Origin of the sequence: Gordonia sp. DT101 (assembly GCF_049844895.1) — a bacterium.
In the GTDB taxonomy this organism is placed as follows: domain Bacteria; phylum Actinomycetota; class Actinomycetes; order Mycobacteriales; family Mycobacteriaceae; genus Gordonia.
On the sequence record NZ_JBNCLX010000001.1, the window covers coordinates 832,178 to 848,785 of the forward strand.

15 protein-coding genes are annotated in these 16,608 nt (G+C 67.5%); 6 read left to right on the plus strand and 9 right to left on the minus strand.

Going from position 1 to position 16,608, the window contains the following annotated elements; translation table 11 throughout:
* Nucleotides 1–4 precede the first annotated feature (4 nt).
* Genes zomB through glf form a run of 5 tightly spaced genes read right to left on the minus strand, consistent with a single transcriptional unit; the run spans nt 5 to nt 6,830 of the window.
* Nucleotides 5–2,158, minus strand: coding sequence for a flagellar motor control protein ZomB (zomB, locus tag ACLQ3I_RS04065; protein ID WP_425800171.1), 2,154 nt, complete (start codon nt 2,156–2,158; stop codon nt 5–7).
* Nucleotides 2,145–3,065, minus strand: a complete 921-nt coding sequence (locus tag ACLQ3I_RS04070) for a decaprenyl-phosphate phosphoribosyltransferase (RefSeq protein WP_425793034.1) — start codon at nt 3,063–3,065, stop codon at nt 2,145–2,147. Before ACLQ3I_RS04070 ends, zomB begins: the two co-directional genes overlap by 14 nt.
* Nucleotides 3,062–3,676, minus strand: a complete 615-nt coding sequence (locus tag ACLQ3I_RS04075; RefSeq protein WP_425800172.1) for a phosphatase PAP2 family protein — start codon at nt 3,674–3,676, stop codon at nt 3,062–3,064. Before ACLQ3I_RS04075 ends, ACLQ3I_RS04070 begins: the two co-directional genes overlap by 4 nt.
* Nucleotides 3,657–5,597, minus strand: a complete 1,941-nt coding sequence (locus ACLQ3I_RS04080) for a glycosyltransferase (RefSeq protein ID WP_425800173.1) — start codon at nt 5,595–5,597, stop codon at nt 3,657–3,659. The genes ACLQ3I_RS04075 and ACLQ3I_RS04080 overlap by 20 nt, the downstream gene beginning before the upstream one ends.
* On the minus strand, nt 5,598–6,830 hold the full coding sequence (gene glf / locus ACLQ3I_RS04085; protein ID WP_425800174.1) for a UDP-galactopyranose mutase: 1,233 nt from the start codon (nt 6,828–6,830) through the stop codon (nt 5,598–5,600). It abuts the gene before it with no gap.
* 234 nt (nt 6,831–7,064) lie between these two features.
* Here glf and ACLQ3I_RS04090 point away from each other — a divergent pair, with 234 nt between their 5' ends.
* The 5 genes from ACLQ3I_RS04090 to ACLQ3I_RS04110 all read left to right on the plus strand — a co-directional run bounded on the left by ACLQ3I_RS04090 (nt 7,065) and on the right by ACLQ3I_RS04110 (nt 10,959).
* The gene (locus ACLQ3I_RS04090; RefSeq protein WP_425793038.1) at nt 7,065–7,739 is read left to right on the plus strand and encodes a glycosyltransferase; all 675 of its coding nucleotides are present in this window, start codon (nt 7,065–7,067) and stop codon (nt 7,737–7,739) included.
* Nucleotides 7,736–8,788, plus strand: coding sequence for an acyl-CoA dehydrogenase (locus tag ACLQ3I_RS04095; protein ID WP_425793039.1), 1,053 nt, complete (start codon nt 7,736–7,738; stop codon nt 8,786–8,788). Before ACLQ3I_RS04090 ends, ACLQ3I_RS04095 begins: the two co-directional genes overlap by 4 nt.
* Nucleotides 8,785–9,573: a PIG-L deacetylase family protein gene (locus ACLQ3I_RS04100; protein WP_425793040.1), complete on the plus strand. Its 789-nt coding sequence runs from the start codon at nt 8,785–8,787 to the stop codon at nt 9,571–9,573. The genes ACLQ3I_RS04095 and ACLQ3I_RS04100 overlap by 4 nt, the downstream gene beginning before the upstream one ends.
* Before the next feature lie 83 nt (nt 9,574–9,656).
* Entirely contained in the window at nt 9,657–10,232 is a 576-nt protein-coding gene (locus tag ACLQ3I_RS04105; RefSeq protein WP_425793468.1) for a class I SAM-dependent methyltransferase, read from the plus strand.
* A 52-nt stretch (nt 10,233–10,284) separates the two neighbouring features.
* Complete coding sequence (locus ACLQ3I_RS04110; RefSeq protein WP_425793041.1) at nt 10,285–10,959, plus strand: GAF and ANTAR domain-containing protein; 675 nt, start codon at nt 10,285–10,287, stop codon at nt 10,957–10,959.
* Nucleotides 10,960–10,971: 12 nt separating this feature from the next.
* Here the strand turns inward: ACLQ3I_RS04110 and ACLQ3I_RS04115 are convergent, their stop codons facing one another.
* Nucleotides 10,972–12,465, minus strand: coding sequence for a SpoIID/LytB domain-containing protein (locus tag ACLQ3I_RS04115; protein WP_425793469.1), 1,494 nt, complete (start codon nt 12,463–12,465; stop codon nt 10,972–10,974).
* A gap of 279 nt (nt 12,466–12,744) precedes the next feature.
* Here ACLQ3I_RS04115 and ACLQ3I_RS04120 point away from each other — a divergent pair, with 279 nt between their 5' ends.
* On the plus strand, nt 12,745–13,992 hold the full coding sequence (locus ACLQ3I_RS04120; protein ID WP_425800175.1) for a peptidoglycan recognition protein family protein: 1,248 nt from the start codon (nt 12,745–12,747) through the stop codon (nt 13,990–13,992).
* 129 nt (nt 13,993–14,121) lie between these two features.
* Here the strand turns inward: ACLQ3I_RS04120 and ACLQ3I_RS04125 are convergent, their stop codons facing one another.
* From ACLQ3I_RS04125 to ACLQ3I_RS04135, 3 genes are read right to left on the minus strand one after another with little or no spacing between them, the layout of a single operon-like run.
* Complete coding sequence (locus ACLQ3I_RS04125) at nt 14,122–14,979, minus strand: HAD family hydrolase (protein WP_425793043.1); 858 nt, start codon at nt 14,977–14,979, stop codon at nt 14,122–14,124.
* Nucleotides 14,976–15,749 carry a lysophospholipid acyltransferase family protein gene (locus ACLQ3I_RS04130; protein WP_425800176.1) on the minus strand — a complete coding sequence of 258 codons (774 nt, stop codon included), beginning with the start codon at nt 15,747–15,749 and terminating at the stop codon, nt 14,976–14,978. The genes ACLQ3I_RS04125 and ACLQ3I_RS04130 overlap by 4 nt, the downstream gene beginning before the upstream one ends.
* Nucleotides 15,750–15,776: 27 nt before the next feature.
* Nucleotides 15,777–16,538 (minus strand): lysophospholipid acyltransferase family protein, encoded by a 762-nt coding sequence (locus tag ACLQ3I_RS04135; protein WP_425800177.1) that lies wholly within the window; start codon nt 16,536–16,538, stop codon nt 15,777–15,779.
* Between the last annotated feature and the right edge of the window lie 70 nt (nt 16,539–16,608).

Genomic DNA, 16,608 nt, shown 5'->3' on the forward strand with positions numbered 1-16,608 from the left:
ATCGTCAGCGCGGATGGATGCGCGGAGGCATCTGGAGCCCACATCGCTGGATCTCGTACTCGGGGTCCCGTTCGATCCGGTAGTCGGTGAATCTGAACGACTCTTTGAGGTTGCTCTTGAACCGTTCGAAGGTCCACGGACCCTCATACGACTCGAAACGATCCTTGGTCTCCGGACAGGTCAGTGCGACCTCTGCCTGCCGGACGACGTCCTCGTCGAGATAGCCCGGCAGCACCGGTTTGCGGGGGAAGGCGTGTGCCTCGGCGACCACCCATTCCGACGGCAGCACCTTGTCGTGCCCGATCCGGCCGTCCTCGAGGCGCTCGGTATGGGCCGCGAGCGGGTACGCCAGGCCCATCTGGTCGATCACGCGGACGTCGAGCGGGGCATTCATGCTCGTCATGCCCAGATTGAGGAAGTAGACCGAGAGCTTTCGCTTCTTCGGCGCGATGTCGCCGGGCAACTTGGCGATGTACCACTCGTCGTAGTTGAAAGACGGCAGGATGACGCCGCCCTGGCTGTGGTATTTGTCGATCCACTCGACCATCGCGCGCATGCGCGGGTAGTCGAGGTAATCCTCCGCGGTGACCGGATTCTGGTTGCCCATGTTGGTCGTGTAGAAGCGGCGCTCGTCGACGATCCCGCTGCGGCCGATGTCGATGCCGGCATTGGGCAGGACGTTCTCGTGACTGTCGATGGCCCAGACCAGCGTGGTCACCCAGATGGCTGCCATCACGACGGAGCCGACGAGTTGGACGCGCGTTCGCCGCGTGCGGTCGGCGGATGCGGGGGTGCGACGGAAGGCGGCGCGCACATGACCCGGAATGGTGACCGGAATCACCATCAGCGGCAGCATCAGGGTGAACAACGGCACGAGCAGGACGCGCCCGTGCATGAAGTCGCCGCCCTGCCGGATCCAGTAGACGCCGCTGATGAGACCGGCGACCAGGATCATCACGACCACTGCGGTCGGGCTCTGCAACGAGGCGGACCACCGCGCCAGGCGTGCCCGCGGATTCGTGGCGGGGGCCGGGGCGTCATCGTCGGAGGGGCCGTCGTCGGCGGGGCCGTCGTCGGTGACCCGCATGCGGTTTCCGACGACGATCACGATCCCGGCGACGACCGCCAGGATGACCGGCAGCACCAGTACATAGGGACCGAACAGGTTGCCCACGTAGATGAAGCCCTGATGCCACTTGGACCCGCTGGCGTCCTTCGCCACGGCCGGATTCGGCACCAGCAGGGCGTAGTAGCCCATCCGGAAGATCTGATAACCCACGGGCAGGACGCCCGCGGCGACCACCATCCCGATCCGCATCTTCCACGACGACGGCGCCAGCAGCACGAGCAGCAACGCCAGGCCGCCGACCACGGTCAGCTCGGGGCGGATCAGCGGCGCGAGTCCCGCGGTGAACGCCAACGTGATCGTGGCCGCCCGGCCAGGCCAGGAGACGCCACTGCCGTGACGTCGGCTCCACGCGACCAGCTGGCACCACAACACGGCCACCCAGAAGATGCAGAGCCCGTTCTCCAGCCCGCTGGTGGCGAAGTCACGCGCGGGCGGCAGCGCGATGTAGACGATCGCACCCAACGGCAGCAGCAGGGTCCACCCGTCGCCGCCGAGCCCGCCGAGGCGCGTGCGGAACAGTCGCGCGGTGCCGTACATGGCGATCGGGATGGCCGCGACGGACAGCACGAGCGCGACCCAGAGGGCGACGTACTCGAGCTGACCGTCGGTGATCCACGCCCAGAACCACAAGAGGTAGGTCCACGCGGTCGAGGTGTTGGCCTCCACACGCTCGCCCGCGTTGAACACCGGGCCGTTGCCGGCGAACAGATTGCGGAGCGTCCGCAGGACGATGAGCCCGTCGTCGGCGATCCAGCGTCGCTGCCACGCACCGATAGCGAAGAAGATGGCCGTGGTGACGGCCCCGATGACGAAGCTGATGGTCGGAACCCATTGCCGCGGGCCCCAGCCGCGCACGCCGGTGCGGGTCGTCACGGTTCCGTCGGCCCGATCCTGGTTGCTCTCAGCGGGATTCCCGTTGCTGTCGGCGGGCTCGGTCGTCGCGGCAACGAACTTCTCGGTGTCGGACTCGTCGGAATCGACGTCAGTGGTGGGACCCTGGGCGGAGGACGAGTGCTCAGGAGACTGCATAGACCGCGACACCCACGCATACTAACCAGGCGACGGCCAGCAACTGCAGGACGCGGTCCCCGAGCGCGATCTCCTCCGGTTCACCCGCCTGGCCACCGTCGATGTCGACCGCGTAGCGCAGGATGGCGATGGTGAACGGGACCATCGAGATGGCGTAGGCGACATTGGTGTCGTGCCCGGAATTCTTGTCGAAGGCCCACAGCCCGTAGAACACGACGACTGCCGTGGCGGCCACCGTCCACACGAACCGCAGATAGGTCGTCGTGTAGTACTGCAGTGCCTTACGGATCTTGGCGCCGGTCCGTTCGGCGAGCTGAAGCTCCGCATACCGCTTGCCCGCGGCCATGAACAGCGAGCCGAACGCCATGACGAGCAGGAACCACTGCGAGAGGGCGATCTCGGCAGCGACGCCACCGGCGATCGCGCGCAGCAGGAATCCCGACGACACGATGCAGATGTCGATGACGGGCTGGTTCTTCCAGCCGAAGCAGTAGCCGAACTGGATGGCCAGATAGATCCCGATCACCAGCGCGGTCTGCCAGTTGGCGATGAAGGCGATACCGAGCGAGGCGACGAACAACACCGCGGCCAGGCCGTAGGCGAGCGGGACGGGCACCACACCCGCCGCGATCGGCCGGAAGCGTTTCGTCGGGTGATTCCGGTCGGATTCGACGTCCTTGGCGTCGTTGACCAGATAGATGCACGATGCGGCGAGACAGAACGCGACGAACGCGATCGCCACCGGGCCGAGTACATTGCCGTCGCCCACGCTTCCGGCGGCCAGCGGCGCCGCGAGGACGAGGACGTTCTTGACCCACTGTCGCGGCCGAACGGCCTTGATCAGACCGGTCGCCAGATTCTTCGGGGGTCCCAGCACCGGTTCGTGCTCGATCGGCTCTTCGCTCATGTCCTCGGGCTCATCTCGTTCCTGGATGTCGCGAACAGTCTGTCACCCGCCACCACGGCGGCCGCGCTCGCGGCTCCGATCGCCGCTCCGGCGAGCACATCGGTGGGGTAGTGCACACCCAGGACCAGCCGCGACACCAGCATCGGGGGCACGAGCGCGGCCGGCAGCGCGGCCGGGGGGAGTTCCGCGGCGCGACCGATCAGGATCGCCGCGGCGGTCGTCGACGTGGCGTGCGACGACGGGAAGCTCAACTTGCTGGGCGTGGAGACCCCGATACGGATGTCGGGATGCGAGGGCCGCCGACGCCGGACGACCCGTTTGATCACGACCGATGCGGCGTGGGCACCGAAAGCTCCCACGCCGGCCTCGATCCATCGTCGCCGCGCGTTCATGTCCCCGCGACGGTGCGCGAGTGCCGCGCCGGTGCCGGCCACGGCCAGCCATCCGAGCGAATGCTCGCCGAAATGCGAGAGCCCCCGCGCGGCCGGGACCACACCGGGCCGATCGGCGATCGCGGTCTGCAGACGGACCAGGAGCCCGGCCTCGCCGCTGGTCGGCCCGTCGAAGCCGTCCACCCCCGCGCGGTGTGAATCAATCGATTCCGAAGACACGCGCCCAACTCTCCTGACTCGTCAGTTCCTGGTGCTTAGCGCGGTAGGTCTCGCGCATCTGCGGGAAGCGTTCGCGCAGTTCCCGCACCAGTGCGGCCGATTCCCTGGCCAGCGCGATCATCTTGTCACGGTCACGTTGCCGATAGACCACACCGCGACCGTCGGCCGTGGTGACGGTCACCCCGTCCACCCGGCCCAGACTGAACCAGCGCGCCTCGATCGGCGGATAGTTCGCCTGCGGCACCTCGTGATGACGAGGGTCGGCCGGACGCGCGTTGTTGATCACCGCCGCCGCGAGAGACTTGATCTTGGCGACCTTGCCCACCGGCACCCGGGTGCCGAGATGGGTCGCCGCGCCGCTGGTCCGCGGGAGTTCGGTCGCCGACGGCAACACCACGGCGTCGGGATATTGCTTGCGCATCGCGGCGATCTTCGGCAAGGCGGTCGGCAGCAGATCCCGGATGTGGTCGGGTCCGGCGAGGAAGTCGCGGATCGCCTCGTTCTGGATCGCTACTGTCGAATACTCCAGGCACAGAAGATGTTTCGACGTCGCCTTGACCATCGACTTGAGGATTCCGTCGATCGGGCCGTCCTGGATCAGCGACGCGACCACCAGGCGGTTGCGCAGGTGGAAATAGGCCTGCCAGTCGATGGCGTCGTCCTTGTCGCTCCAGGCCATGTGCCAGATCGCGATTCCGGGAACGGTCGCCGTGGGGTAGCCGGCCCGCGCCGCGCGGAGTGCGAACTCCCAGTCGTCCCACTTGATGAACAGCGGCATGGGCAGGCCGATGGACTCCGCACATTCGCGCGGGATCATGCACATCCACCAGCCGTTGCCGTCGACGTCGATCCGACGATGGAGGTTCTTGGAGTTCTCCCGGTCGCGCAGTGGATGTTTCGCGAAGTTGTGGTCGTAGGAGACGAACGGCGCGGCGGTCCACATGAAGTTGTGCCGGTTGATCACCTCACCCATGCAGTGCAGGTGACTGCGATCCTGGAGGTTGAGCATCTGCCCGCCGACGAGCATCGGGGTCTTCGCGAATCGGGACATCGCCAGCGCCCGCAGGATCGAGTCCGGCTCGATCATGATGTCGTCGTCCATGTAGAGGATGTACGGAGAGTCGGTGAGCCGCAACGCCTCGTACATGATCCGCGCATAGCCGCCCGACCCACCGAGGTTGGGCTGCTCGAAGATGTGCAGCCGATCGCCGAGCGCTCCGGCCGCCTCGCCGTACCCGGGCTCGTCGACCACCTTGCGGGTGCCCTGATCGGGCATCAGCACGGCGTCGATGACCTCGTCCACGAGTGGATCGGACGTCAAGGCGGCCAGGGCATTCACCGCGTCGGTCGGTCGGTTGAAGGTGGGAATACCCACCGTGACCCGGCGGGTGTCCGGCCCGGCAGGGCTGTCGATCGGCGCGTACCAGCCGGCCGCGACGATCTCGGTGTCGGTGTCGCTGGTGATGTCGAACCAGATCCAGCCGCCGTCCTCGAACGGACCCAGGTCGAGCTCGAATTCCGCGACACCACGGCCGGTCTCGTCGGTGGCGACGAGGTCACCGCCGATGCCGATCCGGGAACCGTCGATCTTGGAGCGGTACAGGTCGACTCGACAGGTGCCGACCACCTCGACACGCAGTACGACCGATTCCAGGATGCTCCAGCGCCGCCAGTACGACGCGGCGAAGGCGTTGAAATAGGTCTCGAAGCTCACCTCGGACTCGGCCCCCACGAGCACCGAGGTCCGGCTCGGGGCATGGGCGCGCCGCGAATTGTCTTCCGACTCCACCAAGTACAGCGATCGCACGTCGATCGGCTCGCCGGGCCGCGGGAAGATGACCCGCTGCAGAAGCGCTTTCGCCTTCGACGGCGCCGCGCCCGCTGCCGGGATGTCGGTCTGGTCCACCGGGGTCACCGTCATCTATTCCACCTCTTCCGCGAGCGGCGCACCGTCGGCGAGGTGCGGCGCCAGCGTGTTGTCGAACATGGTGAGCGCACTCGCGATCGCCATGTGCATGTCCAGATATTGGTAGGTGCCCAGCCGACCGCCGAAAAGCACTTTGCGCGTTGCGGTCTCGGACTTGGCGAGCTCGCGGTACTGCGCAACCATCGCGCGGTCGTCCGGGGTGTTGATCGGGTAGTACGGCTCGTCGTCGTCCTTCGCGAACCGGCCGTATTCGCGCATGATCACGGTCTTGTCGTCGGGGTAGGTGTCCCGCTCCGGGTGGAAGTGCCGGAATTCGTGGATCCGCGTGTACGGCACGTCGGCGTCGTTGTAGTTCATCACCGGAGTGCCCTGGAAATCACCGGTCGGCAGCACCTCGGTCTCGAAATCCAGTGTGCGCCAGCCCAGCCGGCCCGCCGAATAGTCGAAGTAGCGGTCCAGCGGTCCGGTGTAGACGACCGGGGCGTCGGGACTGGCGGCACGCAGCTCGTCGCGGACGTCGAACCAGTCGGTGTTCAGCCGGACCTCGATGCGGTCATCAGCGGCCATCTTCTCCAGCCATGCGGTGTACCCGTCGACCGGTAGGCCCTCGTAGGCGTCGTTGAAGTACCGGTTGTCGAAGGTGTAGCGCACCGGCAGCCGCGTGATGTTGCCTGCGGGCAGATTCTTGGGATCGGTCTCCCACTGCTTGGCCGTGTAGTGCTTGACGAAGGCCTCATAGAGCGGGCGACCGATCAGGCTGATCGCCTTCTCCTCGAAGTTCGCCGCGTCCTTGGTGTCGACCTCACCTGCCTGCTCGGCGATGAGCGCGCGCGCCTCGTCCGGAGTGAAGTAGCGCCCGAAGAACTGCGACACCAATCCGAGGCCCATCGGGAACTGATAGGCCTGGCCCTTGTGCATCGCGAACACCCGGTGCTGATAGCCGGTGAAGTCGGTGAACTGGTTCACGTAATCCCACACCCGCTTGTTGGAGGTGTGGAACAGGTGCGCACCGTACTTGTGCACCTCGATACCCGTGCTGGGCTCGGCCTCGGAGTAGGCGTTGCCGCCGATGTGATGACGCCGATCGATGACCAGGACCCGCTTGTCGAGCTGGGTCGCCGCCCGCTCGGCGATGGTGAGGCCGTAGAAGCCGGATCCGACGATGATCAGATCGAAGGGTGCTTCGGTTCCGCTGCCGGCGTCGGTGCCCTGACGATTGCTTGCCACGGGAGTTCAGGGTAACGGACCCTTCCTGAGTAATCGCCGTGCACACGTCGCGACCGGTCGGTCGGGAGGTGTGCGCCCGTGACGAAGCCGCCGAACACGGGTAATCTCGACCCATTCGGCCTGCAGCCATCGGGCCTGGACATCCACCGTTGAGTTCAGGGGCTGCTCGTGCTCGTTCCTCTCGTTCCTCCTCCCGATCGACCTGCGATCGACCGCGTCGTGGTGGTGGTCCCCGTGCACAACGAGGAACGGCTGCTGTCGGCCTGTATTGCTGCCCTCGACGACGCCGTCGGCCGGGTCGCTGTCCCGGTCGAGCTCGTCGTCGTCCTCGACGCCTGCACCGACGGTTCCGCCCGGCTGGTCCCCGAGCATGTGACGACCGTCATCGGCACGGCTCGGTCGGTGGGGGCGGCGCGCCAGAGCGGATTCGCGCCCCACCTCGACCTGCCACTCGCCGATCGGACCTGGTTCGCCACCACCGACGCCGATTCCGAGGTGCCACCCGACTGGCTGGAAACCCACCTCGACGTCGCGAATCGCGGGGCCGACGCCTTCGTCGGGACGATCACCCCCAAGAACTGGGACAGCTGGTCGACGCACACCTCGGTCATGTTCGGCGCCCGCTACCTGCCCGGCGAGGGGCACGTCCACGTCCACGGCGCCAACCTCGGTGTCCGCGCCGACTGGTACCGCAGGGTCGGCGGCTTTGCCGCACGCAGCGGCGACGAGGACGTCGATCTCGTCCGGCGCCTGCGGGCCGCGGGCGCCCGGATCGACCGGAGCGGACGCGCGCCGGTGATCACGTCCACCCGGGCCGACGGCCGCACCGACGCCGGATTCGCCACCTACCTGCAAAGACTCGAGGCCCTGGGCCGCCAGGACCCGCATACGAGAAAGGTGTCACCGTGATCGTCGACGCTCCCGCACTGGCCTATCGCATCGTCAACGAGGGGGCGCTCGACGTCCCGTTGCCCGGCCACGGCGACACCGCGGTCCGGCTGCGCACTCTCGCCGACTTCTGTCATCGCGACATCTCGGTGGGACGACTCGTGGAAGCCCACCTCGACGCCGATGCGATTCTCGCGGAGATCGTCGGTGAACGCGTCGGACCCGACGAGATGTGGGGCGTCTGGGCGGCCGAACCGCCCGAACCGTGGGTCGCCGCCGAGTACTGCTCCGGGAACTGGCAGCTGTCCGGCGCGAAGCCCTGGTGTTCGGGCGTCGCCACCTGCACCCACGCCCTCGTGACTGCGGATCACGGCTCGCAGCGTCGGCTGTTCGCCATCGACCTGCGCCAACCGGGAGTCTGCGCCGAACGCGGGGGCTGGGCCGCCGCCGGGATGCGGGCCACCGAAACAGGTACCGCCCGCTTCGACCGGGCGATCGCACGCCCGATCGGCGAACCCGGCCAGTATTTGAGCAGGCCCGGCTTCTGGCACGGCGGCATCGGTGTCGCAGCCTGCTGGCTCGGCGGAGCCCGCAAGGTCGCGGGGGCTCTCTACCAGCGGGCGGAACGGCGGGACGGTGAGCACCGCGCGGACGAACTCACTCTGATGCACCTCGGTGCGGTGGACGCGATGCTGGCCGGCGGGCGGTCGGCACTCGAGCAGGCGGCGATCACCATCGACGCCGCGCCGAACGATGCGGCGGCGGCGCATCTGACCGCCCATCAGGTGCGCTGGGGCACCGAACAGATCGCTACCGCCGTCATCGATCGGGTCAATCGCGCCCTCGGTCCCGGACCGCTCGTCCACGATCGCGAACATTCGCGGGCGGTCGCAGACCTCACGGTCTACATCCGGCAGTCGCACGCCGATCGAGACCTGGTAGAGCTCGGCAGGCTCGCGGTGGAGCGGCACGTCTCCGACGACCGGCCACCGACAGCAATGGTGCCCGGGAACAGCGACGGCCGCTCGACGGTCATCCCGCACGCGATCCCGACGGAGATCCTGCGATGAACTCGATCGGGCCCGCACCCGGCGCGGCCGGGGGATTGGCGGTGACCCCGGTGCATGCGGACGGCACCCCGGAGGACCACTGGCAGCGCTGGCTGCAGGACCGCACACCGTGGCCTGCCCTGGAATTCGGCGTCGAGCGACTGGTGGTCCTCGGCGCGCACCCCGACGACGAGGTGCTCGGCGCGGGCGGGATCATGGCCTCCGCTGCGCTCGCGGGTGTCGAGGTCGTGGTCGTCTGCATGTCCGACGGCAGCGGCTCCCATCCCGGCTCGCGGACCCTCACCCCGGAACAGCTGGCGACCCGTCGCCATGTCGAGCTGGCGACCGCCACCGCGCTGCTCGGCCTCCCGACCCCCCGCTGGTTCGGACTGCGCGACGGCGGGCTCACCGAGCAGGCGCACACGATGGCGGGCATCCTCGACGCCGTCCTCGACGAAGTGCCCGACGTCCCGACCGGTCTGGTGTCGGTGTGGTCGCACGACGGCCATCCCGATCACGACGCGGTCGGCCGCTGCGCGATCGAGGTCGCCCGGCGGCGAGGTCTGCCGCTGTGGATGTATCCGATCTGGATGTGGCATTGGGCCGCGCCCGGCGACTCGTCGGTGCCATGGGACCGCGTACGCGTCCATCGCCTCGAGCCCGAGGTGCTCGCCGTGAAACATGCCGCCATCCGCTCCTTCGACAGCCAGATCAGACCACTGTCGCCCGACCCGGCCGATGCCGCCATCCTCCCGCCGCATGTCCTGGCGCACCTCACCCGCGCCTGGGAGTTCGTGATCGTATGACCGGCCAACCAGCCTCGTCGGCACCACCGCCGACCTCACCACCGCCGACCTCACCACCGCTGTCCGACAAATACTTCCATGACATGTATGCCGCCGGCGACGATCCGTGGGGCTTCACCGAGCGCTGGTATGAACGTCGCAAGTACGCCCTCACCCTGGCGTCGCTCTCGTCGGAACGATACCGGCTCGCCTTCGAGCCGGGCTGTTCCATCGGCGTGCTCAGTGCCGAACTCGCCCTGTGTGCGGATCGCCTCATCTGCATGGATCTCAGCCCCCGGGCGACCGAACTCGCGAGGCGGCGCCTGGCCCGGCACAGCGACCATGTGGAGGTCGTCACGGGCGACTTCGTCAGCGACTGGCCCGACGGCGAGTTCGACCTGATCGTTCTCAGCGAGATCCTGTACTACCTCACGCCGGCTGCGCTCGACGATCTCATCGACCGGCTGCCCCGTTCACTCTCCCCGGATGGCGAGATCGTCGCCGTACACTGGCGTCATACGGTTTCCGAGTACCCGCAGACCGGGGACGAGGTCCACGATCGTCTGCTCGACTCGGATCTCATCCATTCCGCGGGCTATCGCGACGCGGATCTCTGCCTCGACCTGTTCGGACGAGAGTCACGAGGATCAGTCGCCCAGCGCGAGGATCTCGTAGGCTGACCGAGTCAATTTCACTACCCGGCCGAACCGGGAATGGCGCCGAGGAGCCGGCATGAATTCCGAAAACACCGTCCGGATGGCCGAGATCGTCCGGGAACTACGGATGGAGAGCACCGACACCGAATCGGTGCTGCGCGGGATCTCGAAGACGGCGGTCGGTTCGGTACCCGGCGCCGAGTACGCCAGCGTCACCCTGGTGACGGATGGGCACATCGAGACGCCCGTGATCGTCGGTGATCTCGCGGGCAAATCCGACGCCGTCCAGCGTGAGCTCAACGAAGGACCGTGCGTGCGGTCCGCGGTCGACGACGTCACGATCATCATCGACGACATGCGCGACGAGCAGCGGTGGCCGCGATTCGCCCCCGCGGCATCCGCACTCGGCATCAGGTCGATGGCCTGCCTCTGCCTCTACATCGACGGCCGCGACTTCGGTGCACTCAACCTGATCAGCACCGCAACGCACGCATTCGACCCGGATTCCATCTCGGTCGGCGAGCTGTTCGCCGCGCACTGTGCCACCGCGTTCTCCGCGGTCCGGGAGAAGGAGCAGCTCCGGGCGGCGCTCAGCTCGCGCGACATCATCGGCCAGGCCAAGGGGATGATCATGGAGCGCTACCGGATCAACGCCGACGAGGCCTTCCGGCTGTTGTCGCGCCTGTCGCAGGACGGCAACATCAAACTCGTCGAGGTGGCGACCCGGATCGTCGAGTCGGGTCCCGAATAGTCGGGGTGACGGTCAGCGCAGCACGTCGGAACGCGGGAACCCGACCACGGGCTGACCGCCGCGGACCAGATAATCGGCGAGTCCCTTGCCGACCAGTGCGTGTGCACCCGTCTGCTCGCTGAACAACATCAGCCCGCGCTGGAAGAGCTGGATGACGCCTGCGCCGTCGGGGGTGAGGTTCGGTACGCCGATCACCTGACCGAGCGGGCCGGTGACGCCGCCGAGATCGTCGAACTTGCCGTCGAGCGCGCTGGTCCCGATGGAGAGCAGCTGCGACGAACCCGGAATCAGTTTGTCGGGCAGCGAGCTGAGGCTGCCGAGGTCGAGCGAACCGCCGCCCGGACCGTCGGGCCCGGTCGGCGGTTTGACGATCTTGGGTTTCGCCACCTGTCCCTGCACGGCGAACCACGCCGACTTGAGTTTGAGCATCGTGCGCGCTTCTTCGCCCGAGACCTCTCGGGTGCCTCCCGAGCCGACGGCGCGGACCTTGATCGCGCGGCCGTTCTCCGGTCCGAGACCGTTCGCCTCGACGACATCGAGGCTGCGCAGCGCACCCACGCCGAAGGCGGCGCCGACGCTGCCGGCGTTCACCGTCGCCGTCCAGTTGCGGTTCGGCGACGCGGAGTCGCCGTCGTCACGCACCGCGGGGAATCGTCCGCCTGCCGTGTATCCGCCGGTCGACGATGAGAATTCGGTGAAGGCCGGTTGTCCGCCCTGGAGCAGGATCTGTCCGGCGGTCGCATCGGCGGCCCGGTTGGTGCGCGGGTCCTCGCTCGCGACGGCGCCGTAGACCTGGGAGTTCTGGGTGTCGTCGATCTTCTTGCCCCCGGCGATGGCGGCCAACGCATAGGTGCGCGCGGCCACGGCCTGCGCCTTGAGTGCCTCGGCACCACCGGCGTCGGCCCATCCCGGCGAACTCTCCTTCGGGATCACGCCTTTGACGTAGTCGTCGATGTGGAGACGGTTGACGACCCGCCCGCCGTCGAATCCGAGCGCACCGCGATACGCCTGATTCGATCCGCACATCTTGAGGAATTCGTTGCCCGGCCGGCTCGGCCCCATGTTGATCGGCTCCACCGACGGCGCGGTGACCGTCCGAACAGGTCCACCACCGCAGCCGGTGGTGATGGTGGCAGTGTTCCCGGACAGGCTGACCGCCTGCCCGGGAGCCACCATTTGGCCACTGACTCGCATCCCGGCGTCCGCGTGCACATTCACCGAGTTCTTACCGGTCAGGATGACCGAGATCTCGGGCCTGTCCACCTTCCCCGCGGTGGTGCCGCCGTAATAGTGGCGCAAAATCTGTTGTGCCGACCAGCCTTTACGGGCGTAGCCGAACGCACCCCACTGCCCCATCCCGCGTCCGTGACCGAGACCGTGCCCGATCAGGGTGATCTGCGATCCGGCCGTGAGCGCGATGTCGTCCGTCGACCTCTTCGCCTCGTTGACGAGCAGCAGACCCCCCGCGATCAACACAGGCGCCAGCCCGATCGCAGCAAAGGACAGCGATCGGGTCCGGGCGTGCCGAGGGCGTGCTCTGACCAACGTCTCGGAAGTCCTTCCGTGCGGCGTGGAGTGCTTCGTACGTGTGTGGAGCGCGTGTTACTGGTGTGACTGTTGTGACCCTAGTGAATTATCCGATGGATCATCAACCCCAGGAGATAACAACCGCATCACGAGTTTCACAGACTCGGCGCGCGGCGTGGACGGTGCATGCGCGCGCCGACACGATGGCGAACCATGCGTCGCCCCCGTCTCAGCAGATCCCGTCCCAGACCCTCGATCGTGCTCGCCTCCGTGGCTGCGGCGATCGTCGCGAGTCCGTTCGCCGTCGTCATCGCCGGATCTGACCCGCGCCCGACCGACCGCCACCGCGACCTCCCGACGACCACCATCGACGAGCTCGGCCTGGCCGACGTACCGTCGGCGGTTCTCGACATCGCCGAATCGGGGCTCGCCGCAGCCGGAATCCGACTTCCCGAGCCCGATCCGGGACTCGCGATCCCGGCCACCGACGATCGGCCGGTCGGTGCGGCCGTCAAGCACATCGCCGGTGACAAACCCCTGAAGATGGTTGCGTTCACCTGGGATCGAGCAGTCGATGCATCGATGCTGTTGCGCGCCAAGCACTCCGACGGAACCTGGGGAGACTGGACGAAGCTCGAGCCCGTCGAGACCGCCGCCGCACCATCACCCGAGCACCCGGCCGGTACCGAACCCGTCTGGGTGGGCGACGCCCGCGAGGTCCAGGTGGCGGTGACCGACTCCGGGGTCGCCATCCCCGCTGCGGAAGCGCCCGGCGGTGGGCTCGTCGAGTGGGGCATCGGCACCGCGAGTGCCGTGGTCGAGAAGCTGCTGACCACCGCGATGTCGGCGATGACGGCGACACTGATCAGCCCGGAGAGTCTGCTGTCGCTGGGCTCCTCACTGTTGACCCCGCTGCTCGGTGGTCCGTCAGTGGTCGCCCGCGCGCAATGGGGGGCCGACGAGTCGATCCGGTGTTCGCAGCCGGCCTATTCCCCCGCGGCGCGCGCGGCCATCGTGCACCACACCGCAGGCAGCAACGACTACACGCCCGAGCAGTCCGCGGAGATCGTGCGCGGTATCTACGCCTATCACGCACGCACTCTCAACTGGTGCGACATCGGCTACAACGTGCTCGTCGACAAGTACGGACAGATCTTCGAAGGAGCGTTCGGCGGGCTCGACCGCAACGTCGAGGGCACCCACACCGGCGGCTTCAACAAGGCGACGGTGGGCGTCTCGATGATCGGCAATCTCGACCAGGTGGCCCCCACCCCCGCGATGATCTCGTCGGTCGCGCGATTCCTCCGCTGGCGGCTCGGCAAGGCCGGCGTGAACGGGCTGGGCAGCGCCCAGCTCACCGCGGAACCGTTCACCGACAGCAAGTTCCCCGCCGGAGCGGTCACCAGCCTGCCGGCGATCAGCGGGCACCGGGACTACAACAACACCAGCTGCCCAGGCGAATTCGGCCATGCAGCACTGACCGCCATCCGGTCCATGGCCGGTTAGTCCCCCCTCCCCAACCCAACAACCCACCCAACCCAACCCCCCTCCGCAGCCGCGACGGTTCTCGGCATCCGCGCCCCCATTTGGGCGTCGCGGATGACGGAAACCGTCGCGGCTGCGGGGTGGGGTGGGTTAGGTGAACCAGCGTTCGAGGACTCGGGCGACGCCTTCGTCGTTGTTCGTCAGGGTCACTTCGTCGGCGGCGGCGAGAGCCGCCGGGTGCCCATGCGACATCGCGACACCGTGATGCGCCCAGGTGAGCATCTCCACGTCGTTGGGCATGTCGCCGAACGCGATGGTCGATGTGTCGCGCAGATCGGCGAGTCCGACGAGATCCCGGAGCCCGGCCGCCTTGTGGGTGTCCGGCATCGACAACTCGATCAGCCCGTTGTCGGTGGAGAAGGTGATCTGGGCGAGCCCGCCGATCGCGTCACGCAGCCGTGCCGCCATCTCGTCGCTGCGCATATCTGGCTGCCGGACAAGAAGTTTCACCGCCGGTTCGGCGTACACCTCATCGTCCCCGACCTCGATGTGGTCGGGGTTGAGCCACGCGTGCCGGTACCCGGCGGTGGCGACGAACGGGAGCGTCGCGGCGTCGTGAGCCGATCGTCCGGCACGCTCGGCCGCGATTCCGCAGCCCGGGATCTGCCGATAGGCGCGTTCGACGAGTTTCTCCAGGGTGTCGGAATCCAGTGTCGCCGCGGAGATCACCCGATCGTGCGCGACGTCGTAGAGGATGGCACCGTTCGCACACACCGCGTAGCGGACCTGCGCGGCGGTTCCCTCGAATTGGTCGGTGATCTCGGCGATCCAGCGTGGTGGCCGACCGGTGGCGAGGACGAATTCGACCCCGGCGTCGACCGCTCGGCCCACGACCTCGATGGTCCGGTCGGACACGCGGTTCTGATCGTTGATCAACGTACCGTCGACGTCGGTGGCGATCAGCGTGGGCGGGCCGAATCCCGTTGGGCCCGGATCATTTCGGGTCACCGCTCACCACGCGCTTTCGCTGCTCGCGCGGCTGCCTTCTCGGCGGCCTCGACATCCTCGATCACATGCGCCTCCTCAGGCGTCGGCGCGGAACCACCCAGTCGCGACGGCACCCAGTAGGCGTCCGCCGGGTGCGGTCCGTACGTGTCCTGCACCTCGTGCAGGAGGGTGGTCATCGTCTCCTTGAGCCGCGCGGTCGCATCTTCCGGATCTTCATCGGCCCGGACCGTCACGGGCTCGCCGTATCGCACCGACATCGGGAGATGGCTGCGGCCCATCTGACGGGTGCCGGGCTTCGTCTTGGTCCACTGCCGCTGCGCGCCCCACACGATCGACGGCACGATGGGGACCTGCGCCTCGACCGCCATCCGGACGGCGCCGGTCTTGAATTCCTTCAGCTCGAAGCTCCGGCTGATGGTCGCCTCCGGGTACACGGCGACGATCTCGCCCTCGCGCAGCCGCGACACCGCCGCGCGGTAGGCCTCCGCCCCCATCGAGCGATCCACCGGGACCGTCTTCGTGTGGTTCACCAGGAAACGCATGATCGCGATGTCCATCACCTCGGACTTGATCATGTACCTGGTGCGGCGGCCCGCCCGGTACATCCCCAGGGCTGCCGGGATGAAGTCGGTGTAGGCCGTGTGGTTCACGGTCAGGACCGCGCCCCCGGTCCGCGGGATGTTCTCGAGCCCCGAGAATCGCAGGTCGAGCCCCTGCGCACGAACCAGACCGTTCGCGATGATCTCGAGCGTCCGGTAGACCGGTTCCATAGCGGCAAGCCTATCTGGCGTGAACGATCAGGATTCCGCGTCCGGTGCGTCACGTTGCGCGCGCTTGGCGGCCTGCTCGTCGGCGTCCATCCGGTTGGCTTCTTCGAGCGTGGGCGCCGCCCCGCCCAGGCGGGCGGGTACCCAGAACTCGCCTTCGGGGTGTTCGCCGTAGGCATCCTGCAGTTCGAGCAGCTTCTCGCCCATCACCTTGTGCAGCTCGGCGGTGATCGAGTCGGCGTCCCCCACCGGTTCGATTGGCTCGGCGACGCCGATCATGATCTTGACGCCGCTGCGACCCAGGTTCTTCGGATAGCCCTTCGTCCACACCCGCTGCGCTCCCCAGATGACCGTCGGGATGATCGGCGCTCCGGATTCCAGCGCCATCCGCGCGGCGCCGGACTTGAACTCCTTCAGCTCGAAGCTGCGGCTGATGGTCGCCTCTGGGTACACCCCGACGAGCTCGCCGTGCTTCAGATAGTCCACCGCGTCCCGATAGCTCTGTGCCCCGCTGCCGCGGTCCACCGGGATGTGCTTGAGGGCACGCATGATCGGACCGGAGACCTTGCTGTCGAAGACTTCTTTTTTCGCCATGAACCGCACCTTGCGGCGGTGCTGCAGGAACGCCGGGATTCCCGCGTAGGTGAAGTCCATGTACCCGGTGTGGTTGATCGCCACCACCCCCGGTCCGTCCTTCGGCACGTTCTCGACGCCGGACACCGTGAACTTCAGCCCCTCGGCCAGCCACAACAGTCGTGCGGTCGTGATCACAGCGTCGTAGACGGGTTCCATGCGTCGAGCTTAGGTCATCGCCGAGGGGCTACCCTGAAGGCCGATTTGTTCTCGGACCATCCCCGCTCGG